Source organism: Microbulbifer sp. YPW1, from assembly GCF_013367775.1.
GTDB lineage: Bacteria > Pseudomonadota > Gammaproteobacteria > Pseudomonadales > Cellvibrionaceae > Microbulbifer.
In genome coordinates, this window is sequence record NZ_CP055157.1 from 896215 (window position 1) to 922233 (window position 26019).

Genomic DNA, 26019 nt, shown 5'->3' on the forward strand with positions numbered 1-26019 from the left:
CCCGGTAGGGAAGACCAGGGGCGAGGTCTCACCGCCAAAGTCGCGCCACTTCCAGTCGGAGTCCCAGTCGCCGTAAGGCGCTAGCTTGCCGCGAGGATCCAGCCGCATCAGGTGTGCCCGATGGCAGTGAATCCAGTCGGGGTGACACAACCAGGCGCGATATAGTTGGTCGATCATATCCGGCGGATAAAGGGTGTCGTCGTCCACAGTAATGATCAAACTGTCTGGAAACTGATCAAAGGCGTAAAAGTATTTGGTGTAGGGGCCGAGGTCTTCCACATACAAAACCTGCAGGCCACGCTGCTGCTGACGCACCAGACTCTCCGGCAGCTGCCCATCCCGGAACTGTCCTTTTGATAACCAAAGGACCACGGCATCGGCCTTCACCCACTGCTGAAAGAGGCTCTCGATCGTGTACACCACATTCTCGATGCGCGCGTCAAAGGACGTTAGGGAGACAACAATGTTGTGCTCCTTGTCATTGCCAATTCCCGACAGCCCAGCGTCAAGCGCCTGCTGCTGCAGCAGTTGCTTTCTCAGTATGGATTCCAGTTTGCGGTTATTCACTGCATCGTGTTTCTGTAGTCGCTTTTTCAGATAAGAAAACATTGAATGATTCCTGTCACGTCTACTGGTGTCGCCTGCGTAACCTGTAACGACTAACAACTATTCTAAGGGATAGGCCTCGCGCACTCTAGAAGCCGGTACTCAACACTTGCGCACAAAATTCATGCAAAAAAAAGGCGGGCACCTTTCGGTGCCCGCCTTTTCCCACAATTTACGCAACCAGAATAAATCAGGCGGATGCCGCAACCGGCTCGCAGGTTTCATGCACGTCGCTGAGCCAACCCATATGCGCCTGGCTTTTGCCCTGCACTGCATCAAAGTACAGCTGCTGCAGACGCTTGGTGATTGGACCGCGGCGGCCGCAGCCGATGGTGCGCCCGTCCAGCATACGAATCGGCAGGACTTCGGCGGCGGTACCGGTGAAGAAGGCTTCGTCGGCGATATAGACTTCATCGCGGGTAATGCGCTTTTCCTTCACCTTGTAACCGCACTCATCGGCCAGCTGGATCACCGAGGCGCGGGTGATGCCATCGAGGCACGAGGTCAGCTCCGGGGTGTAGATGACGCCGTCGCTCACCAGGAAGAAGTTCTCACCGCTGCCTTCCGCTACATAGCCTTCCGGATCCAGAAGCAGTGCTTCTTCACAGCCGTTGCGGATGGCCTCCTGCAGCGCCAGCATGGAGTTGATGTAGTTGCCGTTGGCCTTCGCCTTGCACATGGCGATGTTCACATGGTGGCGGGTATAGGACGAGGTATTCACCTTGATGCCCAGCTCGCGGGCTTCCGGGGTCATGTAGCTCGGCCACTCCCAGGCGGCGATGATCACGTGGGTCTGCAGGGAGTCGGCGCGCAGTCCCATCCCCTCGGATCCGTAAAACACCATCGGACGCAGGTAGGCTTCCCGCAGGCCGTTTTCACGCACCACCAGGCGCTGGGCTTCGTTGAGCTGCTCCTCATCAAAGGGCATGGGCATGTTCATGATCTTGGCGGAACGGAACAGGCGACGAGTGTGCTCATTCAGCCGGAAAATGCTGGTGCCACCATCGGCGGTTTCATAGGCGCGCACGCCTTCGAAAACGCCCATTCCGTAGTGCAGGGTGTGGGTGAGTACGTGTACCCGGGCATCGCGCCAGGGAACCAGTTCACCGTCAAACCAGATAACGCCGTCTCGATCGGCAAAAGACATGGGGATCTCCTACAAAATTCTATTACGCACTCTGTAGGAGTTCAGGCCTGGGGATGTAAGTCGAGCCCTTGGAAGGAAGATCGAATCAGTTCGCCAGCAGGCTGGCTCCTACAGCACAGAGCCAGGTGAAAAACAGTTTAATTGGGCAGCGGGAACCGCGAGGCACGAACTTCCCCCATTCGGGAAATCAGCCAAGTATCTGCTGCCAAGTTGTTTCAACGGTCTTTCTTTCCGCTTCGAATTGGTCACCGGATACAACCCCCGGCTGCTGTTGTAATGCCAGGCGATGACCTTCTGATCGGTAGGCTTTGTAGGCGTCGATCAAATGCGCGGCTTGGTGGGCCGGCATCAGGCCCGCCTCAGAGAGGCTTTCAAGGATGCGGATATTATCGGTATATCGCACGATTGAAGGGGCGCCCTGCGCCCAGGCCAATGCCGCATATTGAACCATAAATTCGATATCGACAATACCACCCGGACCGTGCTTGAGATCGAATTGTTGATCATTGCTCTTATCGAGGTGTGCACGCATCTTATTGCGCATTTCCACCACCTCTTTACGCAATTTCTGTTCGTCCCGCGTCTCACATAAAAGCTTTGTACGCAGGTTTTCAAACGCCAATCCGAGGCGCGCGCTACCCGCAACGGGTCGCGTGCGCACCAGCGCCTGGTGCTCCCAGGTCCAGGCGCTCTCACGCTGGTATTTTTCAAACGCCGCCAGCGACGTCACTAACAGACCGGAATTGCCCGACGGGCGCAGGCGCGTATCCACTTCATACAGCGGGCCACTCAAGGTGCGGGTCTGCAGGATATGGATCAGGCGTTGGGCCAGGCGCGTGTAAAAACTGAGGTTGTCGATGGATCTGTCGCCATCGGTGTACTGCTGGGGCTCGGCGTCGTGCACGAACACAATATCCAGGTCCGAGCCGTGCCCCAGCTCCAGGCCGCCGAGTTTGCCGTAGGCGACAATGCAGAAACGCATATCTTCGGCACTGGCTCCTTTCGGCGCACCGTGTTTTTCCGTGACCTGCTGCCACGCCAGCATCAGCGACTGCTGCAGAATCGCTTCCGCCAGCCAGGTCAGTGAATCGCTCACCTTCATCAGCGGCAGCGCACCGGTCACTTCCTGTGCCGCAATGCGCAGGCTCTGCCCCTGCTTGAAATGACGCAGGGCTTCCATCTGCGCCTCCAGATCGTCCTCATCTACGCGCAACATATGCTGGCGCAAATCGTCGGCGATATCCCCGGCAGTAGATGGCTGCAGCAGGCGGCGCTGGTCGAGCATTTCATCCAGCAAGATCGGATGGCGGGCGAGCAGATCGGCAATCCAGGGGGAGGCACTGCACAGGCGCAGCAGCTGATTCAACACCGGCGGGTTTTCGTTGATCAGCACCAGGTAGGCGCTGCGGCGCAGGATGGAGCGCAGCAGGGGCAGCACCCGCTCCAGCGCCAGCAAAGGCTGACTGACCTCCGAGGCCGCCGCCAGCAGCAATGGCATGGTCTGGTCCAGGCGCTGGCGCCCGGACGCCGGCAGCGCGGACACAATACGGTCGCTGTGCAGGTTGGCAATGGCCTCCAGCGCTGTTGCAGCGGGCTGGAATCCCGCCTCGTGCAATTGCTCCAGCCAGCTGTCGCGGTCGTCGCTGCGCTCGCAACCAATCCACAGCATTTCCCACTTGTCCGAAGCGGTAATTTCACCGCTCTCCTCTGGCGGTGCGATCACCTCGTCGAACTCGCGCTCAATCGCCGCGCGCGCTTCAACCAGTACGCTTTCCAGGGTCGCCCAGTCCTCGTATCCCAGGGCAAACGCCAGCTGTTCGCGCCGCTCAGGCTCCGGCGGCAGTGTCTGGGTTTGCTGGTCTTTCTCCGCCTGCAAACCGTGCTCCACCCGGCGCAGCAGCAGGTAGGCATCGCGCAACTCCTGTGCCGCACCCTCGGGCAAATGGCCACCCTGCTCCAGCAGCGGCAGCACTTTCAGAATATTGCGCACCCGCAGATCCGGCTCGCGCCCGCCGCGGATCAGCTGGAACGCCTGGGCGATAAATTCCACCTCGCGGATACCGCCGCGGCCCAGCTTGATATTGTCGATCAGTCCGCGTGCGCGCACCTGGCGCTGGATCAGGGTCTTCATTTCCCTGAGCGCGTCAATCACACTGAAATCGATATAGCGGCGATAGGTAAATGGCCGCAGCAGCTCCATCAATTCTTCCGATGCCTCTGCTGCCCCTTCGCCAGAGGCGGCCACCGGGCGCGCCTTGATCATGGCGTAGCGCTCCCACTCGCGCCCCTGGGTCTGATAGTAATCTTCCAGCGCCGCGTAGTGACTCACCAGCGGTCCGCTGTCACCGTAAGGACGCAGGCGCATATCCACACGGAATACAAACCCGTCAGCGGTTACCACATCCAGAGACTTGATCAGGCGCTGCCCCAGGCGCTGGAACCAGGCCTGGTTTTCAAGCGGCTTCTCGCCGTCGCTCTGGCCAGGCTCCGGATAGGCAAAAATCAGATCGATGTCGGAAGACAGATTCAGCTCCCGCGCCCCCAGCTTGCCCATCCCCAGCACCACCATCGGCTGGATATCCCCCGCGCGGCTGCGCGGTTCGCCGTGACGCTCCACCATTTTTGCCCGGTGCCAATCCAGCGCCGATTGAATGCAAACCTCCGCCAGTTCGGTCAGCCGCGCACAGGCAGTGGGGATGTCCCATTGGCCGGCAAAGTCCCGCCAGATGACTTCCGTATTGACCCGGTTACGCAGCACACGCAGCGCCTTCTCCAGCTGCTCTTCCGATTCGATGTCGGACAAGTCCGGGGCAACCAGGCCACAATCGTCCTGCCCCACAAAGCTCGCGAGCCACTCGGGATGGCGACTGCACTGCTGCACAAAGAAGTCCGAACCCACAAATGCGCGTACCAGCGCCAGGCCCTTCTCTTTACCCCCATCGCCATCCAACAGAGACGCCACCGCCGCCACCTGCTCGTCCCCCGCAGTAGCACACCAATCCTTCCAGCGCTGGGTGAACAGCACCTGATGTTGTGGCGGGCAGAATTCCATCAATGACATTGGCGACTCCATCTCAATACCTGTCGACATCCAATTTAAGGACCGCAAAGCCAAAGTGTACACCGGCCGTCACCGGATTCCTCACCAGCAAACCGGTACAGCCTTGAACTTTCCCAGCCCGGCCCTATCTAACCGTCGATCACCAACAACGATCTTTCGTCTGAACCTTGTTTTTATTGCGGGCAGTCCCGTTTTACGAGCATGACTATTTCGACTGATTACACCCAGGCATTAGAACACCCCCAGGCCGCGACACCCTGTCGCCGCGCCATGCGACGCGTCCCCATTTACCTGCCCATCTCGCGTCCACCACCGTAATCAAACTCGAATAAACACCACATCACTTCGCGCGAAGGCGTCGATGTCCGGTACAGCTTTGCGAGACCTTCACCGCCATGGATGGCGGTGCAGAGCCCCATGGATGGGTTAACCGCGAGTCTCGCAAAGCTGTACCGGATAGCGGCGCCGCCACGGAGCTGATTAAACCCCCGAAGTATTACCACCACCCCCTGACAACCAAAGCAAAAGGAGGACAAGGTGCTGGAAGTCACCCACCTCAGCCGTTGCTATGGCGACTTCAAAGCCGTCGACGGCGTCAGTTTTAAAATCGGCAAAGGCGAAATTGTCGGCCTGCTCGGCCACAACGGCGCCGGTAAAACCACCATCATGAAAATGCTCTCCGGCTACCTGGAACCGGATACCGGCAGCGTCAAAATTGATGGCACATCCATGGCCGACAAACCCAAAACCCTGCAGCGGCAACTGGGCTACCTGCCGGAAAATCTCCCCGTGTACGGCGAAATGACCGTCGCCGACTACCTCGATTACGCCGCCTCGCTCAAAGGCCTCGACGGTCGCGAAAAGATCGAAGAAATCCGCCGCGTCATCAAAGCCACCGAACTCGCCGACAAACTACACGCGCGTATCCACACCCTGTCGCGCGGCTACAAACAGCGCGTCGGCGTCGCCCAGGCGATACTCGGGCGCCCGCGGCTGCTAATACTCGACGAGCCAACCAACGGCCTCGACCCCACCCAGACCCGGCAGATGCGCGCACTGATCAAAGAGATCGCTCGCGAAGCCACCGTCATTCTCTCCACTCACATCATGCAGGAGGTAGAGGCCTTGTGTGATCGCGTGCTCATCATTCACAGCGGTCACCTCGCCGTGGACGAAAAACTCGAGCGCCTGCGCAACGCCAACAGCATCCTATTGGAAACCTCCGCCACCGACGCCCGCGAAATACTCGGTCGCCTCGGCAGGAACGAAGGTATCGATCACATTGAAGCACTGGAAAAAGCAGGACAGTTCCGCATCGCACTGACCGGAGAGGCCAACCTGCGCAGCACCAGTGCGGTCATTGCGCGCACCCTGATTGCCGCCGGCGGCGAGCTGTATCGCCTGCAGCCAGAGCAGCAGGATCTCGAAAGCCTGTTCCGCCAGGTAAATGAAAACCACCCACCTTCACAACAAAAACAACAGGAGGCACTGGAAGATGCGGCCTGATAACCCCTCACCGGTCAACGGCAAGCGATTGATCCAACGCGTGGCCGGAAAAGAACTCACCCTGTTTTTCGCGTCACCGGTGGCCTATCTGTTTCTCGCTACCTTTGCCGCCATCAGCCTGTTCGTGTTTTTCTGGGGCGAAGCCTTTTTTGCGCGCAATATCGCCGACGTGCGCCCGCTGTTCGAGTGGATGCCGTTGCTGCTGATATTCCTGTGCAGCGCACTCACCATGCGACTGTGGAGCGACGAGCGCGCCAAGGGCACCCTGGAACATATCCTCACCCAGCCCGCGCCCCTGTGGCAGTTTGTAGTCGGCAAGTTTGTCGCCTGCCTGGCGCTGCTCGGTATCGCCCTCGCCATCACCCTGCCGCTGCCCGCCACCGTCGCGTTGATCGGCGAGCTGGACTGGGGCCCGGTGTGGGCCGGCTATCTGGCCACCTTCCTGCTGGGCGCGGCGTATCTCAGCATCGGCCTGTTCGTCTCCGCCCGCGCCAGTAACCAGATTGTCAGCCTGATTGTGGCCTCGGCCCTGTGCGGGATTTTCTACCTGATCGGCACACCGCTGCTCACGGACTTTTTCGGCACCAACGCCGGCGAGTGGCTGCGCAGCCTCAGTACCGGCGCGCGCTTTGATGCCATCACCCGAGGGGTCATCGACCTGCCGGACCTGTACTACTACCTGAGCCTGTGTGCCGTGTTCCTGTCCCTCAATACCCTGGTGCTGGAGCGCGAGCGCTGGGCCGCCGGTGGCGATCGCAAGCATCGCCAAGCCTGGCAGACAGTCACCGCACTGCTGGTGGTCAACGCCCTGGGGGCCAACCTGTGGCTGGGGCAACTGAAGGCGCTGCGCGCGGATGTGACCGAGGGCAAGCTGTATTCCATCTCGCCGGCCACAGAGCAGTACCTGAACCAGTTGCAGGAGCCACTGCTGATCCGCGGTTATTTCAGCGGCAAAACCCATCCACTGCTGGCGCCACTGGTACCGCAGATGCGTGACCTGCTGCGGGAATACGAAGTGAGTGGCGACGGCCGCGTACGGGTGGAAATCATCGACCCCACACAAGAACCGGAACTTGAGGAGGAAGCCAACCGCAAATACGGCATCGCCCCGGTGCCCTTCCAGGTCGCCGACCGCTACCAGGCCTCCATCGTCAGTTCCTACTTTGATGTGCTGGTGCAGTATGGTGACGAGTACGAGGTGCTGGGCTTCCGCGACCTGATCGAAGTCAATGCCGAGCGAGAGGCGGATATTGACGTACAGCTGCGCAACCCGGAGTACGACCTCACCCGTGCCATTAAAAAGGTGCTGCAGAGCTACCAGAGCGAGGGCAACCTGTTTGACACGGTGCAGGGCAAGCTGGCATTTACCGCCTATGTCTCCGCCGACCCACAACTGCCGCAGCAGCTGGCAGAGTTCAAACAATCCGTCCGCGAGTCTGTAGAAAAAATGCAGGCAGACGCCGGCGACCGCCTGAGCGTCGAGTTCGTCGACCCGGAAGCGGATGGCGGTGAGGTGGCGCAGCAGATTGCCGAGGACTACGGCTTCCAGCCCATGGCCGCGAGCCTGATCGGCCGCCCCTTCTATTTCTACCTGACCCTCGCCCACGATGATCAGATTGTGCAGATTCCGCTGGATGATCTCAGTGCGAAAACCTTCGAGCGCAACCTGGAAGCGGGTATCAAACGCTTCGCCAGCGGCTTTACCAAAACTGTGGCGCTGGTGACGCCGGCGGACGACTTCAGCCAGGGCATGGGTGGCGGTGCCCGCTTCAGCCAGCTGGAAGCCTTGCTGGGTGCCGAGCTGAACGTAGAGCGCGAGGACCTCAGTGACGGCCGCGTGTCCGGCAACGCGGATATCCTGATGCTGCTGGCACCGCGCAACTTGAGCGAGAAAGCCCTGTATGCGGTGGACCAGTTCCTGATGCAGGGCGGCACCGTGATCGCCGCCACCTCTCCCTACAGCGCCGACCTGTCCAACCGCAGCCTGAGCCTGAATCGGGTCAACAGCGGCCTGGAGAAATGGCTTGCGCATATGGGGCTCGAGATCGACAACAAGCTGGTTCTGGATCCACAGAACAGCGCCTTCCCGGTGCCGGTCACCCGCAATGTGGGCGGTTTCCAGCTGCAGGAACTGCGCATGCTGGATTACCCCTACTTTATCGACGTGCGCGGCGAGGGCCTGAACGCCGACAACCCGGTCACCGGTAATCTGCCCCAGGCCACCCTGAGCTGGGCCTCGCCCATTCGAGTGGACGAAGAGATGTCTGCCGAGCGCGACGTCACCCCACTGCTGCACAGCTCGCAGGAGTCCTGGCTGTCCAGCAGTACCAGCGTGATGCCGCGCTATGTAGATGGCCAGATCAGCGCCTTTACCCCGGAGGGCGAGCGCGCTTCCCAGTTACTGGGTGTAGTCAGTGCCGGCCGCTTTAACTCCTACTTCGCCGACAAACCTTCGCCGTTGGCGCAGCAGGCGGCGGAAGGCAGCGAAGCGGAAGAAGAAAGCGCAGGTGAAGCCACCAAACTGGAGAACCTGCCCAGCCAGATCAGCCGCTCGCCGGAGTCCGCGCGCATCATCCTGTTCGCCTCCAACGACTTCCTGCGGGATCAGGTGGTGCGCATGAGTGGCGCGGCCGCCGGCGGCGACTACCTCAACACCCTGCAACTGGCCGCCAACAGTGTGGACTGGTCGCTGGAAGATGCGGGTCTGCTCAGCATCCGTGCGCGCAGCCACTTCAACCGCACGCTGCCTCCCATGGAGCAGGACAGCCGCCTGTTCTGGGAGTCCCTGAACTATATCGCCGCACTGCTGGCCCTGGGCATCGTCGCCCTGATCCAGCACCTGCGTAATCGCGCCCGCCAGCAGCGCTATCAACAACTGCTGGCCGGCTGAGGAGGAACTGAAGCATGAAAAATCTGCAAATGGCATTGAGCGGCGTGCTGGCACTGCAGCTGGTGCTGGCCGCCGGCCTGTTCTGGGAATCCAGCTCGCGGCAACAGGCGCAGACAAAATCCACCCCCCTGGTGCAAGCGGAAACCGACGCGCTGCAACGGCTGGAAATTGTGGGCGATGGGAAAAGCGTGACGCTGGTTAAACAGGAGGACCAGTGGCAGCTACCGCAGCTGCACGATTTACCGGTCAACCGCGACAAACTCGACGGCCTGCTGGAAAAACTCGGCGCGCTGCAAGGTAACTGGCCCATCGCCACCAGCAACAGCGCCCGCGAGCGCTTCGAAGTGGCGGAGGAAAAATTCCGCAAACACCTGAAGCTCTACACCGCAGTGGGGGAAGAGCCGGTGGTGGAGTTGTTTGTGGGCACCTCCCCGGGATTCCGCAAGGTGCACGTGCGCCGAGCCGGTGACGACGCCATCTATGCGGTAGAACTGAACAGCTTTGACCTGCCGGAAAAGGCCGACAGCTGGCTGGACAAAACCCTGCTGGCCGCCGGCGACCTGACGCGTATCCAGGGTCCGGACTACACCCTGGAGAAAGGCGAAGACGGCTGGGAGTTTGCCGCCGGAGATTCAGAGGAAATACCTGCCGTGGACCCCGGCAAGGCCCGTGAGCTGGCGAGCGCTCTGGAGAAACTGCGTATCACCCACGTCGTCGACAAAGCGCCGCAACTGGAGGAGACAGAAATTGTGGTGGAACTCCACGGCGGTCAACGCCGCTATCACTTCGCCAGCGCGGACGACAAATACTATGTGCGCCGCGATGACCGCAATCAGCTCTTTGAAATCAGCCAGTACGACTTTGACCGGGTGATGGATAAACATCACCAGAACCTGGTGCTGGTTGAGCGAGACGAGGAGGAGCAGACCGCGGAGGAAGAATCAGCTACCACGGAGGAGGATGGCACAAAAAGCTAAACGGAATTTCTAACGAAAAAACCGCGCATAGCGCGGTTTTTTCGTTGAGGATGCAATGAAATCTTTATGCATCGGGAAAGAACAATTTTCCCTGCCCCATCTTGATTACGTTCCCACCAATTCGACAGCGCACTTCTTTGCCCGGCTTTTTATCAAACTCCACGTGCAGCACACTTTTGCGGGTTTCCGGGCTGCCGCGATCCATAGAGAAGGTATGGGTGCCTGCGGCAGTTTCCGGCTGTTCCGCCAGGTAGGCAATAAATTCCGGCATCACATTGCCGATGGGCGGGAAGACATTCATGGCCAGGTCAGGGCTCAGCAAGCGGCCATGGAACTCCGTTCCACCCGTAATCGAGCCCGGTGCGAACAGAAACAGCTCCGAGGTATATATATCGCCAAGCAATGCATTCCAGCGCTCGTGATTCAGGCTCGCTGCCAGCACGTGCTCGGGGCGGGTAAACGGCACGATCAGGGTGGGCGTATCCACGCTGACCACCAGCGGCTTATATTTGCTGAAAGAAATATGTTTTTCGGCAGTATTCAATGCGGCGGCGAGGCGGGACAACTCCGGGGTATAGCGATCCAGTGTCGGCGACAGCTCGCGGGCAAACTGGATATTTCCGGGCATGCCGTTATTGTCATCGATAAAGCTTTCGATCAAGCCACTTTCCTGCTGCAGGAGGAATGACGCAAAACTACCCTCGTTTTTGCTCAACCCGAGTTCAAAGGCCATAAACGATGCAGCAAGAATCGTATGAGCGCCAAACCGCTGCGGGCCCCGGTCGGTAAACACGCTGGCAGGGACCGGCTTTTGCGGCTCGATAAATACGGTTTCCGTCTGCTGGAATTCACTGGCAACCGCTTTTTTTGCGGCTTCATCCAGAGTGAGACCGGTCAAATTGACCACGGGTATCTGGGTTCCCTGGAAGGGCTTGTCGGCAAATACATCTAACAGCACATATTCAAGCGTCATCTGATCCATCCTTTTATTGTCCGCCAATTGATCCTTAGCCCGAGAATCTCCGACCACCGTATAGGAATATGGTCCAAGGACAACGCAGTTTTCAATAATCCCTTTTATGTACCACCAATGCCCTGATCAGAATGCGATATCCGGTGGTGGCGCGACCCTCAACACTTCCTGCACGGTAGTAATTCCCGCTGCAACTTTTCTCGCGCCCGATAAACGCAGGCTGTTCATTCCCTCGCGCATTCCCTGCCTGCGCACCTGCTGCAGATCGCAGTCGTGGGTTACCAGCGCCTGCACGCCCTCGGTAAAAGGCAGGATTTCGTAGATACCCTGACGGCCGCGATAGCCGGTGTTGCGGCAATCGAGGCAGCCCTCCGGCTGATATACCACTTCCGGCTTGGGCGCCTTCCAGGGTTTTACCAGCGCCTGCCAGTCCTCGTCGCTCACTTCCGCCTTGCGCTTGCAGCTGGGGCACAGGGTGCGCACCAGGCGCTGGGCCATCACCCCGAGCACGGTGGACTTCAGCAGGTAGTGCGGCAACCCCAGGTCCAGCAAACGGGTAACCGCGGTAGGGGCGTCGTTGGTATGCAGGGTGGAGATCACCAGGTGGCCGGTGAGCGCCGCCTGCACCGCCATCTGCGCGGTTTCCAGGTCGCGGATCTCCCCCACCATGATGATATCCGGGTCCTGGCGCATCAGGGTGCGGATACCGGCGGCGAAATCCAGGCCGATGCTGTGGTGCACCTGGGTCTGGTTGAAGCTGTCTTCCACCATTTCGATCGGGTCTTCGATGGTGGAGACATTCACCTCGGTGGAGGCCAGCTGCTTGAGTGCGGTGTAGAGGGTGGTGGTTTTACCGGAGCCGGTGGGGCCCGTCACCAGCACGATGCCATTGGGACGGCCCAGCATTTTGTGCCAGCGCGCCAGGTCATCGCCGGCAAGGCCGAGGTCGTGGTAAGAGCGCGCCAGTACTTCCGGATCAAAAATCCGCATTACCAGCTTTTCGCCGAACGCCGTAGGTAAGGTGGACAGACGCAGTTCCACCTCGCTGCCGTCGGGGCGCTTGGTCTTGATACGACCATCCTGGGGTTTGCGCTTTTCCGCCACATTCATGCGCCCGAGAATCTTCAGGCGGCTGGTAACCGCGGCATTGACCTGGTCCGGCAGCTCGTGGATCGGGTGCAGCACCCCATCGATGCGGAAGCGGATGCGGCCGATATTCCGGCGCGGTTCAATATGGATGTCACTGGCGCGCTGGTCGAAGGCGTGCTGTAGCAGCCAATCGACGATATTGACGATGTGCTGGTCGTTGGCTTCCGGGTCCTTCAGATTGCCCAGTTCCAGCAACTGCTCGAAATTGCCGGCACCGGAACTACCCTTGAGCCCGCTGGCACCGGAAATGGAATTGGCGAGGGAGTAGAACTCGGTGCCGAAGCGTTTGATATCCGCTGGATCCGCGACCACCCGGCGCACAGTGCGACCACTGGTGTGTTCAAGCTGCTCTTCCCAGCCACTGGTATAGGGCTGCGCGGTGGCCACCAGCAGCATTTCCTTGCTGGCTTCCACGCACAGGATCTGGTGGCGCTTGGCAAACTGGAAGCTCATCACCTCGGTGACTTCCGCCACGTTCACCTTCAGCGGATCGATATGGTAGATGCTGTGAGAAGAAGTATCCGCCAGCCACTGGGTCAGGGTCGCGGCATCCAGCACCTTGCCGGGATTCTTCTGGTTCTCCAGCTCACAGGTGGCGATATACGAGAGCGGGTGCATCTGCGCCTGTTCGGCACTGCGCGGGGTACCGATCAGGCGGTTGGCGTCCAAACGGCTCACATAGCCCTGGCTTACCAGGTCTTCCAGTAATCCGGAGAGATCCAGAACCCGGTCCGCAACTCTGCTCACAGCCATATCCTTGCACCCGTCTACGCTTAAGTGAAGGCGCATTGTAGCTCTTATGGCGGGCAGCAACAGTGCAGCAGGTCCGCTCAAAACGCATCGAAACCGAAGCGTCACTGTGACCTGCGCACAGGTTGGGGTACCATGCCGCCCAAATCGGCCGCCCCGGTGGCTTTTCAACCAACTGTCAGGACCGGAAAAAGGAACAGACCATGCCCCTGTCCAATATCGCCAACCTGTTCGGCCGCTCGCCGATCAAGCCGATCAAGGAGCACATGGCGACAGCCCACGAGGCGTCAGCGGATCTGGTGCCCTTCTTTGATGCCCTTATGAAGGGCGACTTCAGCACTGCCAAAACCGTTCAGCAGCGTATCTCCGCCAGTGAGAACCGCGCCGATGACATCAAGAAAGACCTGCGCCTGCACCTGCCGGACAGCCTGTTCATGCCGGTCTCCCGCACCGACCTGCTGGAGCTGCTGCACGTTCAGGACAAGGTCGCCAACAAGGCCCAGGATATTGCCGGCCTCGCCATCGGCCGTCAGATGGAAGTCCCAGCATCCATGCACAGCATGATGGGTACCTTCGTCGAGAGCGCGGTAGCCGCTTCTGCCCAGGCCCTGAAAGCCATCAACGAGCTGGACGAGCTGCTGGAATCCGGCTTTTCCGGTCGCGAAGTGGATATCACCCGCCGCATGACCGAAGAGCTCGACGAGCTGGAGCGCAAGTCCGACAAACTGGAAGTGGAAGTGCGCGCCAGCCTGTTCAAATTAGAAAAAGACCTGCCGCCGGTAGACGTGATTTTCCTCTACCGGGTAATCGAGTGGGTCGGTGACCTCGCTGATGAGGCCCACGGCGTGGGCAACCGATTGCAGCTGTTGCTGGCACGCTAACCGGGAGAGAGAAAACGTGGATATCATCGCTCAATACGGCCATATCTTCCTGATCCTGGCCTGTGTATTCGGATTTTTCATGGCCTGGGGTGTCGGTGCCAACGACGTCGCCAACGCCATGGGTACCTCGGTGGGCTCGCGCGCACTGACCATCAAGCAGGCGATCGTGATCGCCATGATCTTCGAGTTCGCCGGTGCCTACCTCGCGGGCGGCGAGGTGACCTCGACCATCCGCAAGGGCATCATTGCCCCCGACCTATTTAACGACAAGCCGGAACTGCTGGTGTACGGCATGCTCTCTGCACTACTGGCGGCGGGTACCTGGCTGATGATCGCCAGTATCCTCGGCTGGCCGGTTTCCACCACCCACTCTATTGTCGGCGCCATTGTCGGCTTCTCCGCGGTGGGTATCTCCGTGGACGCCGTTGCCTGGGGCAAGGTGGCAAGTATCGTCGCCAGCTGGGTGGTATCGCCGGTGCTGGCCGGCACCATATCGTTCCTGTTATTCCGAAGTGTGCAGCGACTGATCCTGAACACGGAAGACCCCTTCACCAATGCCAAACGCTACATCCCGTTCTACATGTTTGCGGTGGGCTGGATGATCTCCATGGTGACCCTCACCAAGGGCCTCAAGCACGTTTTCAAGGACGCGGGCATCACCCTGTCTTTCTGGCAGGATGCACTGATTGCCGGTGTGATGGGCCTGGTCGTGATGGGCATCGGCATTGTGCTGCTCAAGCGTATCAAGCGCGACCCTTCCGTGGAGAAAGACAACCGCTTCGCCAACGTGGAGAAGGTGTTCGCCATTCTGATGATCTTCACCGCCTGTGCCATGGCCTTCGCCCACGGTTCCAACGATGTGGCCAACGCCGTCGGCCCGCTTGCCGCGGTAGTGAATACCGTGCAACAGGGTGCGGTGACCGCCAAGGCCGTGATGCCGCCGTGGATCCTGCTGCTGGGGGGTGCCGGTATCGTGGTGGGCCTCGCCACCTACGGCTTCAAGGTAATGGCCACCATCGGCCGCAAGATTACCGAGCTGACCCCGAGCCGTGGCTTTGCCGCCGAGCTGGGCGCCGCCGCCACCGTGGTTCTTGCTTCCGGCACCGGCCTGCCCATCTCCACCACCCACACCCTGGTGGGTGCGGTACTGGGGGTTGGCCTGGCGCGGGGTATTGGCGCACTCAACCTGCGCATGATCACCACCATCGCCGCCTCCTGGATCGTTACCCTGCCGGCGGGCGCCGGCCTGGCGATCCTGTTCTTCTTCTTCTTCAAAGGTGTCTTTGGCTGGTAATAGCAATTACCCACGGCACTTGTTAAAAAGGGAGAGCTATTCAGCTCTCCCTTTTTTATTTGTGCTGATAATGTGAGAAGGAAACTCCCATGCAACTGCCCATCTACCAGGCCGATGCCTTCACCTCCGAACTGTTCCAAGGTAACCCCGCCGCCTACGTGCCACTCACCCGCTGGCTCGACGACGCGCTCATGCAGCAGATTGCCGCGGAGAACAACCTGGCGGAAACCGCCTTTACCGTAGCCGCTGGCAACGGCTTTGAACTGCGCTGGTTTACCCCCGGTGAGGAAGTCCCCCTGTGCGGCCACGCGACCCTGGTCACCGCCCACCTGCTGTGGACAGAGCTGGGGGTCACCGATGACGAGATTCACTTTTTCACCCGCAGCGGCGCGCTGATCGTGCGCCGGGATGGCGAACTGCTCGCGCTGGACTTCCCGGCACAGACAAATTCAGAAATTACACTCACGGATGAATATGCCCGCGCCCTCGGTGCACAACCGCTGCGTGCACTGGAAGTTGCCGGATCGAACGATCAGTTGCTGGTGGAATTTGCCAGCGCGGCAGAAGTGGCGGAGCTGGCACCGGACATGCGCGCCGTCACTGCCCTCCCCTATAAAGGATTGATCTGCACCGCGCCGGGAGAGGGTTTCGACTGCGATTTCGTCAGCCGCTTTTTCGCCCCCGCCATCGGTATCGACGAGGACCCGGTAACTGGTTCTGCCCATACCCGGCTGGTGCCTTTCTGGGCTGGAAAACTGGACAAGACTGCACTCAAAGCGAAGCAGATTTCCGCCCGCGGCGGCGAACTGGACTGCACCCTGCTGGGCGACAGGGTCGTTATGCGCGGAAGTGCAAAAACCTACCTGCGCGGACAGATCAGCCTGTAACTAACCCCGCACCCCGTCGACGATTACTGGACGGGCCGGAAGGCCCGTCGCTTACCCCAGTTTTCCGAGAGGGCTGGCAAGGCTCGCTGGCGGCTCGGTGAACCAGGCGGGCCCGTCCTCGGTCATGTACAGACAATCTTCGATACGCACGCCGAACTCACCGGGAAGGTACAGACCGGGTTCATTGGAGAAACACATACCCGGTGCAAGCTTGGTTGTTTCACCGCGCACAAAATTCACCGGCTCGTGGCCCTCCATACCAATACCGTGCCCGGTGCGGTGGGAAAGCCCCGGCAGCCGGTAGTCCGGCCCGAAACCGTTTTTCAGATAGAACGCGCGCACCGCATCGTCCACGGAACCCGCCGGGGCGCCGATTCTGGCCGCGTCGAACGCGACATTCTGGCCTTCGCGCACCAGGTTCCAGATCTTCTGCTGTTTCTTGCTGGGTTCACCGTACACAAAAGTACGGGAAATATCCGACTGGTAGCCCTCCACGCTGCAGCCGCAGTCCATCAGCACAATCTGCCCCTCGCGGATCTGTTGCGGCTGCTCACTGCCGTGGGGATAGGCGCTGGCTTCGCCAAACAGGGCCATGGTCCACACCCCCTGCCCGCCCAGCCCGGTCTGTGCCTCACGCATCATCTGGTTGACGTCATCGGGGGTCATCCCCGGGCGCAAGCCCTTGTAGACCTTGCCATAGGCCGCCAGGGTGATTTCATTGGCCTTCTTCATCAGTGCCAGCTCGGCGGGACTTTTGATCATCCGGCAACCGCGGGTAACCGGGTCTGCGCTGACCAGCTTGAACCCGGGGAGCGCTTCGCGGATACCGTCGGCAACAAACCAGCGCACCGATGCCTCCAGCCCGATCGCGCCGGCCTTGATACCGCGATCCTTGAGTACACCGGCTACCCGCGCAAACGGGCTCTCATGCTCGTGCCAGGTGCGCACATCCTCGCCGAAAGTCATCGACTCGCGTACCGAGGGCTCTTCAAAAAATGGGGTTACCACCGCCAGCTCACCGCGGCGCGGGATAATCACACAGGTCAATCGCTCCGAACGCCACCAGCGAATACCGGTGAAATACAGCATGGCCGCACCGGGCTCGAGCACCACTGCATCGATGCCGTTTATTGCCATCAGCTCCTGCGCCCGCGCCACCCTGGCCTCGCGCTCGGACACACTGATCGGCTTTACGCCCGCGAGCAAGGATTCGGTTTTCTTACCGGTGGCTGGGCTTGTAGCCGCGCGCAGTGGCAGCGCGGGTGCGACAGCCAGTAATGCGGCGGCTTTCAACAGATGGCGTTTGCTCGGCATGGTCGTTTTTCTCCTGGATTTGGCCTGCGGTGTATCTTACCAGCAGTGCCTTTCACCAGGCTTGGCGTTTACCCGCAGCGCCTCTTATTAGTAGTGCCTCTTACCAGTAGTGCCTCTTACCAGTAGTGCCTCTTACCAATAGTGATAGTGCAACCGCTCGTTCTTGCGCGGCCCGTGAATCTGCCAGATCAATTCGATTTCATCACTGTGCAGCAACAATTCGGCGGTATAGGTATCATCACCGCACAGATGGGGCGATTGATGGCGAAAGCCCTGCTCGGTCACCGGAACCAGATTGAACAGCAGCACCGGCTCCTCTCGCCGCAGGTGTTCGAGCCGCACAAAGTCGAGACAGCGGGTCCAGCGGTAGCGATTCTGTAACTCGATCTTGTTGCCATCGCCATCGGTAAACCGGGCCTGCTCGGCAAACAGGATGTGGGCTCCGCTGCGCGTGACCTCCACTTCGCCCCTGCCGTGGCCGCGCCAGTTGGTCTGCGACCCCGGGCCATTACTGGCGTTGAAACTGAATGCGCGCACTTTTTCCAATCGCGTACACAGTTGCGCCAGCGCCGTCAGGGATTTGTAATCCATCCTTAAACTCACTGAGCTATTCCGTCCTCATGATTCTGCTGCTACTTGTCACCCTGCTGTGGGCTTTTTCCTTCAGCCTGATTGGCGTCTACCTGGCGGGCCAGGTGGACAGCTATTTCTCTGTGCTGACCCGTGTACTGCTGGCCACCCTGGTATTTCTGCCGTTCCTGAACTGGCGTACACCGCCGCGGACGGCCCTGACACTCATGGCCATAGGAGCGGTGCAGCTCGGGCTGATGTACCTGTTTTATTACCAGTCCTTCCTGTTACTGAGCGTACCCGAGGTACTGCTGTTTACCATTTTTACCCCGGTTTACATTGCTCTGATCTACGACCTGATGGCGCGGCGTTTCTCACTGCGAAACTCCCTGTGGAACCTGTCCATGGCGGCAATCGCAGTGGCCGGGGCCGCGATAATTCGCTGGGGCGAACTGAGCGACGATTACTGGCGCGGCTTCTTTGTGGTTCAGGGCGCCAATCTGTGCTTTGCCACTGGTCAGGTGGCCTACAGGCAGTTTATGCAATCTACCCACGCTCGGGGTGAATCTCTTGCCCCGCGCCAGACATTCGGCTGGTTTTTTATCGGTGCCAGCGCGATAGCGACGCTCGCCTGGATAATTCTGGGGAAACCCCAGTACCCGGGCAGCCCGGTGCAATGGGGCGTGTTACTCTGGCTGGGCGCGGTCGCTTCGGGACTGGGCTATTTTCTATGGAACAAGGGGGCGACCCAGGTTTCACCAGCCACCCTCGCGACCATGAACAATGCGCTGATACCGGCGGGGTTAATGGTGAACCTGCTGATCTGGAACCGCGATGCCGACCTGTCGCGCCTGCTTGGTGGCGGTCTGCTGATTGCCGCGGCAGTTACCCTGAGCGAATGGCGCAGTAAACACCGGCCCGGAACCACCTAACGATACAAGGATTGTCATCATGAGCACCCGCACGCTGCCCTCCCTGCAGAGCCAGCTGCAACAACTGGTTGCCAGCCCCAGCGTCAGCGCCACCAACCCGAAACTGGATATGGGTAACCGCGGCGTCATCGATCTGCTCGCTGCCTGGCTGGAAACCCTCGGCTTTGCGATACAGATCCTGCCTATTGAGGACCAGCCCCACAAAGCCAACCTGATCGCCACCCTGGGCAGTGGTGACGGCGGCCTGGTTCTGGCAGGGCACACCGATACCGTGCCCTACGATGACAATCGCTGGCAGTCGGACCCGTTCAAGCTCAGCGAGCGAGACAACCGTTTGTACGGCCTCGGCAGTACCGATATGAAAGGCTTTTTCCCGCTGGCCATCGAGGCGGCAAAAAGTTTTGCCAACAAACCGCTGCAGCAGCCGCTGATCATCCTCGCCACCGCCGATGAGGAAACCTCCATGTCCGGGGCCCGCGCGCTGGTAAAAGCGGGCATGCCCAAAGCGCGCTACGCGGTGATTGGAGAGCCCACCGGACTCAAGCCCATCCGTATGCACAAGGGTATGATGATGGAGCGCCTGCGCATTACCGGCCAGGCCGGGCACTCCTCCAACCCCGCCTACGGAGCCAGCGCACTCGAAGCCATGCACAGCGCCATGAGCGAAATCCTGAAACTGCGCAGCGAGTGGCAACAGCGCTACCAGAACCCCGGTTTCGCGGTGCAGGTACCCACCCTCAATCTCGGCTGCATCCATGGTGGCGACAATCCCAACCGTATCTGCGGCCACACGGAATTACAGTTCGACCTGCGCCCGTTGCCGGGGATGCCGATGGACGATTTGCGCAGTGAATTACATCAGCGCCTGAAAAACACCATCGGTGGTGAAAAAATCAGCCTGGAAATGGATTCACTGATCGGTGGTGTGGAAGCATTTGAAGAGCCGGCGCAATCGGAGCTGGTCAAGGCTGCGGAAAAACTTACCGGGCACGGTGCCGAGAGCGTCGCCTTCGCCACCGAAGCGCCATTCCTGCAGAAGCTGGGCATGCAGACCATCGTACTCGGCCCCGGCGATATCGATCAGGCGCATCAGCCGGACGAATATCTTGGGTTGGAACGGATCGACCCGATGGTGGAAATCCTGCGCGGGCTGATCGGACGTTTTTGCCTCTGATCACCTCGTTTTAATTAAGCCCGAAAGCGGCGCCGCTACCGGGTACAACCTTGTGAGACACGCCGTAAACCCATCCCTGGGGGCTCTTCGAAAAAGTCCCTTTTTTCGAAGGTCTCACAAGGTTGTACCCGGCATCGTCACCTTATGCTGAAGTTTCGTTGGTCCAATCTCGTTTATGGACCTGAACACCAACATCAATACCGCAGAAAATACGGTATATTGTGCAAACCACCAATTTACGTGCTGAACTGAAAAGATCGTGAACACAGAAACCACCAACCTCAACTGGTTCCGTAACGCCGCGCCGTATATCAACGATCTGCGCGGGCGAACCCTGGTGGTCGCAATTCCCGGGGAAGGTTTAGAGCACGAGAATTTTCGCAACCTGGTACACGACCTGGCCCTGCTGATCAGCCTCGGCGTGCGTCTTGTGCTGGTTCACGGCGCGCGCGCACAGGTAAACCGGGCCCTGCAAAGCGCGGGTATCCAGAACCGCTTCCACGGCAACACCCGCATTACCGATCGCGAAACCCTCGAGGTAATCAAGGGCGCGGTGGGCCGCCTGCGGTTTGAAATTGAGGCCGCCTTTTCCCAAGGGCTGCCGGATTCTCCCATGGCCAACTCCGCACTCAAGATGCTTTCCGGCAATTTTGTCACTGCGCGTCCAGAAGGCATCATCGACGGTACGGATATGCACTGGACCGGTCGGGTGCGGCGCATGGATACCAGTGGTATCAATCGCGCCCTGGAAGAAGGTGCCCTGGTACTGCTCTCGCCACTGGGTACCTCGCTGACCGGTGAACTGTTCAATCTGAACTATCTCGACCTGGCCGCCGAGGCGGCCAAAGCATTGCGTGCAGAAAAGCTGATTCTGTACCGAGACCTGCCGCAGCTGGAAGTCGACGGCAGGCCCGTTTATGACCTGAGTATCCATCAGGCGGAGGACGTTGCGGAGTCCGTCGAGAGTGAAACCCTGAGCCATGCGATCAACGCATGTAATGCCGGCACACAGCGGGTGCACCTGCTGAGCTACGCCGACAACGGCGCCCTGTTGCAGGAACTGTTCAGCCGCGAGGGCGCGGGCACCATGATTTATCGCGACAGCTACGAGGTAATCCGCCGTGCGCGCATCCAGGATGTGGGCGGTATTCTCGGGCTGATCCGCCCGCTGGAAAAACAGGGTGTGCTGGTCCGGCGCTCGCGGGAAAAGCTGGAAGCGGAAATAGACCACTTCACCCTGGTAGAGGTGGACGGAACACCGGTAGCGTGTGCGGCACTCTATCCGATTCTCGACGACCAGGGCGATACCATCGCCGCGGAGGTCGCCTGCGTGGCGATTCACCCGGAGTTTCGCGGCGGCGGCCGCGGCGCCAAGCTGATGCAGCATCTCGAACGGCAGGCGCGGGCTCTGGACCTGGCGGAAATCTACGTGCTGACCACCCAGACCGAGCACTGGTTTATCGAGCGGGGCTTCTCCCAGGTCGACGTGTCCGAGCTGCCGTCCAGCCGCAAATCCCTGTACAACATCCAGCGCAATTCCCGCGTTTTACGCAAGCAGCTTCAAACGCAATAGGCTTGCGGAGCTGGCGGCGTAATGCGGACAGTGCTTGCGTCCATCACCGCACTTTTCAGTAGTCGCGCAATATTCCTTCTATTTTGCTAATCTGTCGGGCTCTCGGGCGTACCCTCGTCCCACCAGCCAGACTGGCTGAACCCCGAATATGGTTTGTCTCTCTGCGAGAGTCAAAACACCCGGTTTCATTTTTGAACAAGCACATTAAGTAACGCTATGCCTCAGTACCGTTCCCGCACCTCTACCGCCGGCCGCAATATGGCCGGCGCCCGCGCCCTGTGGCGCGCCACCGGCATGAAGGATGATGACTTCCACAAGCCGATCATCGCCGTAGCCAACTCTTTCACCCAGTTTGTCCCCGGCCATGTGCACCTGAAGGACATGGGCCAGCTGGTCGCGCGGGAAATCGAAAAAGCCGGCGGTGTGGCCAAGGAATTCAACACCATCGCCGTGGACGACGGTATCGCCATGGGCCACGACGGCATGCTCTACAGCCTGCCCAGCCGCGAGATCATCGCCGATTCCGTGGAATACATGGTGAACGCGCACTGCGCCGATGCTCTGGTGTGCATCTCCAACTGCGACAAGATCACCCCCGGAATGTTGATGGCCGCCCTGCGCCTCAATATCCCGGTGATCTTCGTTTCCGGCGGCCCCATGGAAGCCGGTAAAACCAAGCTCTCCGAGCACAAGCTGGACCTCGTGGATGCGATGGTAATCGCTGCCACAGACGACGCCTCCGATGAACAGGTTGCCGAGTACGAACGCTCCGCCTGTCCGACCTGCGGCTCCTGCTCCGGTATGTTTACCGCCAACTCCATGAACTGCCTGACCGAGGCCCTCGGACTCTCGCTGCCGGGCAACGGCACTATGCTCGCCACCCATGCCGATCGCGAAGCACTGTTCCTGCGCGCCGGTCGTGAGATCGTGGCCCTGGCAAAACGCTATTACGACGAAGATGACGAGTCTGCACTGCCGCGCAATATCGCCAATCGCGCGGCCTTCTCCAACGCCATGGCGTTGGATATCGCCATGGGCGGCTCCACCAATACCATCCTGCATCTGCTGGCCGCAGCCCAGGAGGGCGAAGTCGACTTCACCCTCGCGGATATCGACCGCCTGTCACGCAAGATTCCGCAGCTGTGCAAGGTGGCGCCAAACACCCCGAAATACCATATCGAGGATGTGCACCGCGCCGGCGGTGTGATGGCAATTCTGGGCGAACTTGAGGCCGGCGGACTGCTGGATGCAAGCCTGCCCACGGTATACAGCAGCTCATTCAAGGAAGCCCTGGAAGAGTGGGATATCCGCCGCACCGATAACCCGGACGTACATAAATTCTTCCGCGCTGGCCCCGCAGGCATCCCCACCCAGCAGGCGTTCAGTCAGGACTGCCGCTGGAATAATCTGGATGGGGATCGCGAGCACGGGTGCATCCGCTCCGTGGAGCACGCCTATTCTTCAGAAGGCGGCCTTGCGGTACTGTTCGGCAACCTCGCACCGGACGGCTGTGTGGTGAAAACCTCCGGTGTGGAGGAGGAACTGTGGACGTTCGAGGGCCCGGCACATATCGTCGAGAGTCAGGAAGACGCGGTGGCGAATATTCTTGACGGCAAGGTCAAGGAAGGCGAAGCGGTTATCGTGCGTTACGAAGGCCCCAAAGGTGGTCCCGGTATGCAGGAGATGCTCTACCCCACCAGCTACCTCAAATCCAAGGGGCTCGGGAAATCCTGCGCGCTGATTACCGATGGCCGCTTTTCCGGTGGCACCTCCGGGCTGTCGATCGGACACGTCTCTCCGGAAGCTGCCGGCGGCGGTAATATCGGCCTGGTACAGGACGGCGACCCCATCCGCATCGACATCCCCAACCGCCTGATTGAAGTGGACGTTCCGGAAGCGGAACTGCACCGCCGCCGCGAAGCCATGCACAGCAAGGGCGCCGATGGCTGGAAACCCGCCAAGGTTCGTCCGCGTAAAGTCAGCCGCGCACTCAAGGCCTACGCGCTGCTGGCTACCAGCGCCGACAAGGGCGCAGTGCGGGAAATCGACTGATACTTGCCCTATAGAATTGGGCCGTAAGCGCATTGAACGCTTGCGGCCCAACCACCACTCCTCCGTTATTCCGCGAGTCGGAACGTGATCCGGTTTCTCACATTGTGCCGTTCGACCCGCTCTCCATCCGATATGGTCGGGCGATATTTGAATCGCTCTACCGCATTGAGCGCTGCGCTATTGAATAACTCAGTGGGTTCACCCGCGGCGGTATAGCCACCCACAACACGCGGATTTTTCACACTGCCACTGGGGCTGATTGTGAACTCCACCACCACATACCCTTCGATTCCCCGCGCGAGCGCACGGCGCGGATAACGCGGCGCCGGCTTGTAGATCGGCAGTGGTTCGGCGCTGACCAGTGTGGGATCGTACTTGCGCTGGGTTGGTGCGGGCGGCTCGAAACTCATTGGGATCTCCCCCGGTTCCACCGACTGCTCCACTTTCATCGGCTCCATCACCGGCGGCGGGTCCTGCGGCTTCCGAATCGGTTGCGCATGCTCGACGCTGGGCACAAGCTTCGGCAGATGGATCGTTTCTACCTTGGGCGGCAGTTCCTCCACGGGGGCCCGGTAGTCAGTGGCAATCAACTGCGTCATGCCAAACAGCAGTAAGCCGGTGATCCCAAGGGCAAATGCCCCGTTGCGGGCAAGCGTAAACGTTTTTGAAGGTATGGATATTAGAGGACTGGAATTGAGCGGATAAGCCTGTTCCATAAACACCTCTCCTTTTTATTGTCAGGTGTAAATTAGTCGCGCCGGGCGACAACAGGTCGTGGCGCGGTGGAAAAGCTGATCAGCTACTTTCAGTATTTAGTCGATTTTGGCGAACATGCAAATAATTCCCATTTATTGATCAAGCAAGCGCCAAACCAGACAAATTTCACGCAAAAAAAAGCCGCACTGGAAGTGCGGCTTTTTCGGGGTCGGAATAATCAGATGGCTTACATGGCCAGCTGCTTTTCCCGCTCCTGCTCAGCTTGTACGAAAGTAATCCACTGTTTGGCAAACTTCTCGGAACGTTTGTCGTCAGCAGCTTTCTTCAGGTACTTCAGCGAAGCGTCGTACTTCTTCAGGTTGGCATTAGCCATGCCGAGCACGATGTAGAGCTGATCCGGACGCTTGATATCGCCCTTCTTCAGCGCCTTGGCACCCATCTCCAGAGCTTTCTCATTCTTGTCCTGGTCCAGGTAGATACCGGCCAGACGGGAATAGAGATCACCCTTGTCAGACATCTGCGCTGCATCTTCCAGCTCGGGAATAGACTTCTGCAGTTCCTGCGCCATCTGGTAAGCCTGAGCCAGGGTTTCCAGATTCTTGGAGGTACGCTTGATCTTCTTCTCTTTGATGCCCTTGTCGATGACTTTGGCGCCCTTATACGGCATTTCCGCACCCATGAAGAGATAAGCCATGTTCAACAGCTCTTTCTCTTTCTGCAGGGCACCGGCGACATACGCGGCTTCCATCATGTGAAGCATATCGTCTTCACGCTTCAGCTCGCCGTACATGCCTGCCAGCTGCTTGTAGTACTCACCCTTCGGGTAGTGCTTCACCAGCTTCTCAAGAACCTTGGCTACATTCTTGTAGTCGTTCTTGTCGTAGTAGAAGAAGCGCTGCAGCTGGAGCCAGTTCTCCTTGGGTACCTTGCCTTCCTTCTCGTACATGCCGATGGCTGTACTGATATCAGACATCGCCTTGGCACTGTTACCTACCTGATGGTAAGCCTGTGCGCGCAGCGCGTAGGAGTCAGCATTGATGTTATCCGCAACAGCAAACCACTTGTTCAGGTACGTCAGTGCCTGTTTGTAGTCCTCGGTTACGAAGTACAGCTGGGCAATGGTCAGCAGCGTGCCGACTTCCAGTGCCACTGGCAGGTTTTCCTGACCCTGCTGCAGCACCTTCTTGTAGTTGTCGATCGCCTGCGGATAGCGCTCCATACTGTAGTAAACGAAGCCGTAGAAGTAGTACATCTGTGCGGTTTCGTAACCGTTCAGCTTGCTCTTCCCAGCTTCCATTTCTCGCAGTGCAGCAAGCGCTTCCTGCCAGTTCTGGGCATCCGCAGCTTCCTGCGCTCTACCCAGATATTTGAAGGCACTCTCGCGCATGGATGGCGTTTTGCGAGTCTTCTGCTCGGCCGCTTCAGACTGGGCAAAAGACGCGGACACACCCGCGGCTTCCAGCACAGTGACACTTACCGCCGGGGCAAGTACCAGGGGCAGCGCCACGGACGTGCGCAGGACGAATCTGGATAAACCTTTCGTCACGGTCGTCATATTCATATGCG

Annotated in this window: 19 protein-coding genes; 11 read left to right on the forward strand and 8 right to left on the reverse strand. The window is 59.5% G+C overall.

The annotated features are described in order from the left end of the window. The first annotated feature begins 85 nt into the window (after positions 1–85). Positions 86–130, forward strand: a complete 45-nt coding sequence (locus tag HUW35_RS18965) for a hypothetical protein (RefSeq protein WP_181255517.1) — start codon at positions 86–88, stop codon at positions 128–130. A gap of 666 nt (positions 131–796) precedes the next feature. Here the strand turns inward: HUW35_RS18965 and HUW35_RS03810 are convergent. Beyond that, complete coding sequence (locus tag HUW35_RS03810; protein ID WP_181254314.1) at positions 797–1753, reverse strand: branched-chain amino acid transaminase; 957 nt, start codon at positions 1751–1753, stop codon at positions 797–799. Between the two features lie 187 nt (positions 1754–1940). Then, positions 1941–4814, reverse strand: coding sequence for a bifunctional [glutamate--ammonia ligase]-adenylyl-L-tyrosine phosphorylase/[glutamate--ammonia-ligase] adenylyltransferase (gene glnE, locus HUW35_RS03815; protein WP_255463468.1), 2874 nt, complete (start codon positions 4812–4814; stop codon positions 1941–1943). Between the two features lie 537 nt (positions 4815–5351). Here glnE and HUW35_RS03820 point away from each other — a divergent pair. From HUW35_RS03820 to HUW35_RS03830, 3 genes are read left to right on the forward strand one after another with little or no spacing between them, the layout of a single operon-like run. Continuing rightward, the gene (locus tag HUW35_RS03820; protein ID WP_181254315.1) at positions 5352–6320 is read left to right on the forward strand and encodes an ABC transporter ATP-binding protein; all 969 of its coding nucleotides are present in this window, start codon (positions 5352–5354) and stop codon (positions 6318–6320) included. Further along, positions 6310–9210 carry a Gldg family protein gene (locus HUW35_RS03825; protein WP_181254316.1) on the forward strand — a complete coding sequence of 967 codons (2901 nt, stop codon included), beginning with the start codon at positions 6310–6312 and terminating at the stop codon, positions 9208–9210. Before HUW35_RS03820 ends, HUW35_RS03825 begins: the two co-directional genes overlap by 11 nt. A 14-nt stretch (positions 9211–9224) precedes the next feature. Continuing rightward, positions 9225–10187 (forward strand): DUF4340 domain-containing protein, encoded by a 963-nt coding sequence (locus HUW35_RS03830; RefSeq protein ID WP_181254317.1) that lies wholly within the window; start codon positions 9225–9227, stop codon positions 10185–10187. A gap of 64 nt (positions 10188–10251) precedes the next feature. Here the strand turns inward: HUW35_RS03830 and HUW35_RS03835 are convergent, their stop codons facing one another. Together HUW35_RS03835 and HUW35_RS03840 are read right to left on the reverse strand one after the other, a co-directional pair. After that, entirely contained in the window at positions 10252–11160 is a 909-nt protein-coding gene (locus HUW35_RS03835; protein ID WP_181254318.1) for a PhzF family phenazine biosynthesis protein, read from the reverse strand. Between the two features lie 126 nt (positions 11161–11286). Then, on the reverse strand, positions 11287–13062 hold the full coding sequence (locus HUW35_RS03840) for a GspE/PulE family protein (protein ID WP_181254319.1): 1776 nt from the start codon (positions 13060–13062) through the stop codon (positions 11287–11289). Positions 13063–13262: 200 nt separating this feature from the next. On the opposite strand from HUW35_RS03840, the gene HUW35_RS03845 reads away from it, so the two are divergent. The 3 genes from HUW35_RS03845 to HUW35_RS03855 all read left to right on the forward strand — a co-directional run bounded on the left by HUW35_RS03845 (position 13263) and on the right by HUW35_RS03855 (position 16121). Next, positions 13263–13940: a TIGR00153 family protein gene (locus HUW35_RS03845; RefSeq protein ID WP_181254320.1), complete on the forward strand. Its 678-nt coding sequence runs from the start codon at positions 13263–13265 to the stop codon at positions 13938–13940. A 16-nt stretch (positions 13941–13956) separates the two neighbouring features. Then, positions 13957–15234: an inorganic phosphate transporter gene (locus HUW35_RS03850; protein WP_181254321.1), complete on the forward strand. Its 1278-nt coding sequence runs from the start codon at positions 13957–13959 to the stop codon at positions 15232–15234. A gap of 89 nt (positions 15235–15323) precedes the next feature. After that, entirely contained in the window at positions 15324–16121 is a 798-nt protein-coding gene (locus HUW35_RS03855) for a PhzF family phenazine biosynthesis protein (RefSeq protein WP_181254322.1), read from the forward strand. A 51-nt stretch (positions 16122–16172) separates the two neighbouring features. Here HUW35_RS03855 and HUW35_RS03860 read toward each other — a convergent pair whose 3' ends face one another. Both HUW35_RS03860 and HUW35_RS03865 read right to left on the reverse strand, forming a co-directional pair. Continuing rightward, positions 16173–17435 (reverse strand): Xaa-Pro peptidase family protein, encoded by a 1263-nt coding sequence (locus tag HUW35_RS03860; RefSeq protein ID WP_181254323.1) that lies wholly within the window; start codon positions 17433–17435, stop codon positions 16173–16175. A gap of 132 nt (positions 17436–17567) precedes the next feature. Further along, the gene (locus tag HUW35_RS03865; protein WP_181254324.1) at positions 17568–18026 is read right to left on the reverse strand and encodes a DUF6314 family protein; all 459 of its coding nucleotides are present in this window, start codon (positions 18024–18026) and stop codon (positions 17568–17570) included. Positions 18027–18055: 29 nt separating this feature from the next. Between HUW35_RS03865 and HUW35_RS03870 the strand changes: the two genes are divergently transcribed. From HUW35_RS03870 to ilvD, 4 genes are all read left to right on the forward strand, one after another. Next, the gene (locus HUW35_RS03870) at positions 18056–18937 is read left to right on the forward strand and encodes a DMT family transporter (RefSeq protein WP_181254325.1); all 882 of its coding nucleotides are present in this window, start codon (positions 18056–18058) and stop codon (positions 18935–18937) included. Between the two features lie 19 nt (positions 18938–18956). Next, positions 18957–20111 (forward strand): acetylornithine deacetylase, encoded by a 1155-nt coding sequence (gene argE / locus HUW35_RS03875; protein WP_181254326.1) that lies wholly within the window; start codon positions 18957–18959, stop codon positions 20109–20111. A 259-nt stretch (positions 20112–20370) separates the two neighbouring features. After that, positions 20371–21684, forward strand: coding sequence for an amino-acid N-acetyltransferase (argA, locus tag HUW35_RS03880; RefSeq protein WP_181254327.1), 1314 nt, complete (start codon positions 20371–20373; stop codon positions 21682–21684). A gap of 216 nt (positions 21685–21900) precedes the next feature. After that, positions 21901–23736 (forward strand): dihydroxy-acid dehydratase, encoded by a 1836-nt coding sequence (gene ilvD, locus HUW35_RS03885; RefSeq protein WP_181254328.1) that lies wholly within the window; start codon positions 21901–21903, stop codon positions 23734–23736. 65 nt (positions 23737–23801) lie between these two features. Here ilvD and HUW35_RS03890 read toward each other — a convergent pair whose 3' ends face one another. Further along, positions 23802–24452 carry an energy transducer TonB gene (locus HUW35_RS03890; protein ID WP_181254329.1) on the reverse strand — a complete coding sequence of 217 codons (651 nt, stop codon included), beginning with the start codon at positions 24450–24452 and terminating at the stop codon, positions 23802–23804. Positions 24453–24679: 227 nt separating this feature from the next. Further along, positions 24680–26014 (reverse strand): tetratricopeptide repeat protein, encoded by a 1335-nt coding sequence (locus HUW35_RS03895; protein ID WP_181254330.1) that lies wholly within the window; start codon positions 26012–26014, stop codon positions 24680–24682. Positions 26015–26019: the final 5 nt, after the last annotated feature.

Coding starts and splice junctions, on each gene's coding strand:
- HUW35_RS03810 (WP_181254314.1), bottom strand. CDS start 1,753: ATGTCTTTTGCCGATCGAGACGGCGTTATCTGGTTTGACGGTGAACTG.
- glnE (WP_255463468.1), bottom strand. CDS start 4,814: ATGTCATTGATGGAATTCTGCCCGCCACAACATCAGGTGCTGTTCACC.
- HUW35_RS03825 (WP_181254316.1), top strand. CDS start 6,310: ATGCGGCCTGATAACCCCTCACCGGTCAACGGCAAGCGATTGATCCAA.
- HUW35_RS03830 (WP_181254317.1), top strand. CDS start 9,225: ATGAAAAATCTGCAAATGGCATTGAGCGGCGTGCTGGCACTGCAGCTG.
- HUW35_RS03835 (WP_181254318.1), bottom strand. CDS start 11,160: ATGACGCTTGAATATGTGCTGTTAGATGTATTTGCCGACAAGCCCTTC.
- HUW35_RS03840 (WP_181254319.1), bottom strand. CDS start 13,062: ATGGCTGTGAGCAGAGTTGCGGACCGGGTTCTGGATCTCTCCGGATTA.
- HUW35_RS03845 (WP_181254320.1), top strand. CDS start 13,263: ATGCCCCTGTCCAATATCGCCAACCTGTTCGGCCGCTCGCCGATCAAG.
- HUW35_RS03855 (WP_181254322.1), top strand. CDS start 15,324: ATGCAACTGCCCATCTACCAGGCCGATGCCTTCACCTCCGAACTGTTC.
- HUW35_RS03860 (WP_181254323.1), bottom strand. CDS start 17,435: ATGCCGAGCAAACGCCATCTGTTGAAAGCCGCCGCATTACTGGCTGTC.
- HUW35_RS03865 (WP_181254324.1), bottom strand. CDS start 18,026: ATGGATTACAAATCCCTGACGGCGCTGGCGCAACTGTGTACGCGATTG.
- HUW35_RS03870 (WP_181254325.1), top strand. CDS start 18,056: ATGATTCTGCTGCTACTTGTCACCCTGCTGTGGGCTTTTTCCTTCAGC.
- argE (WP_181254326.1), top strand. CDS start 18,957: ATGAGCACCCGCACGCTGCCCTCCCTGCAGAGCCAGCTGCAACAACTG.
- ilvD (WP_181254328.1), top strand. CDS start 21,901: ATGCCTCAGTACCGTTCCCGCACCTCTACCGCCGGCCGCAATATGGCC.
- HUW35_RS03890 (WP_181254329.1), bottom strand. CDS start 24,452: ATGGAACAGGCTTATCCGCTCAATTCCAGTCCTCTAATATCCATACCT.
- HUW35_RS03895 (WP_181254330.1), bottom strand. CDS start 26,014: ATGAATATGACGACCGTGACGAAAGGTTTATCCAGATTCGTCCTGCGC.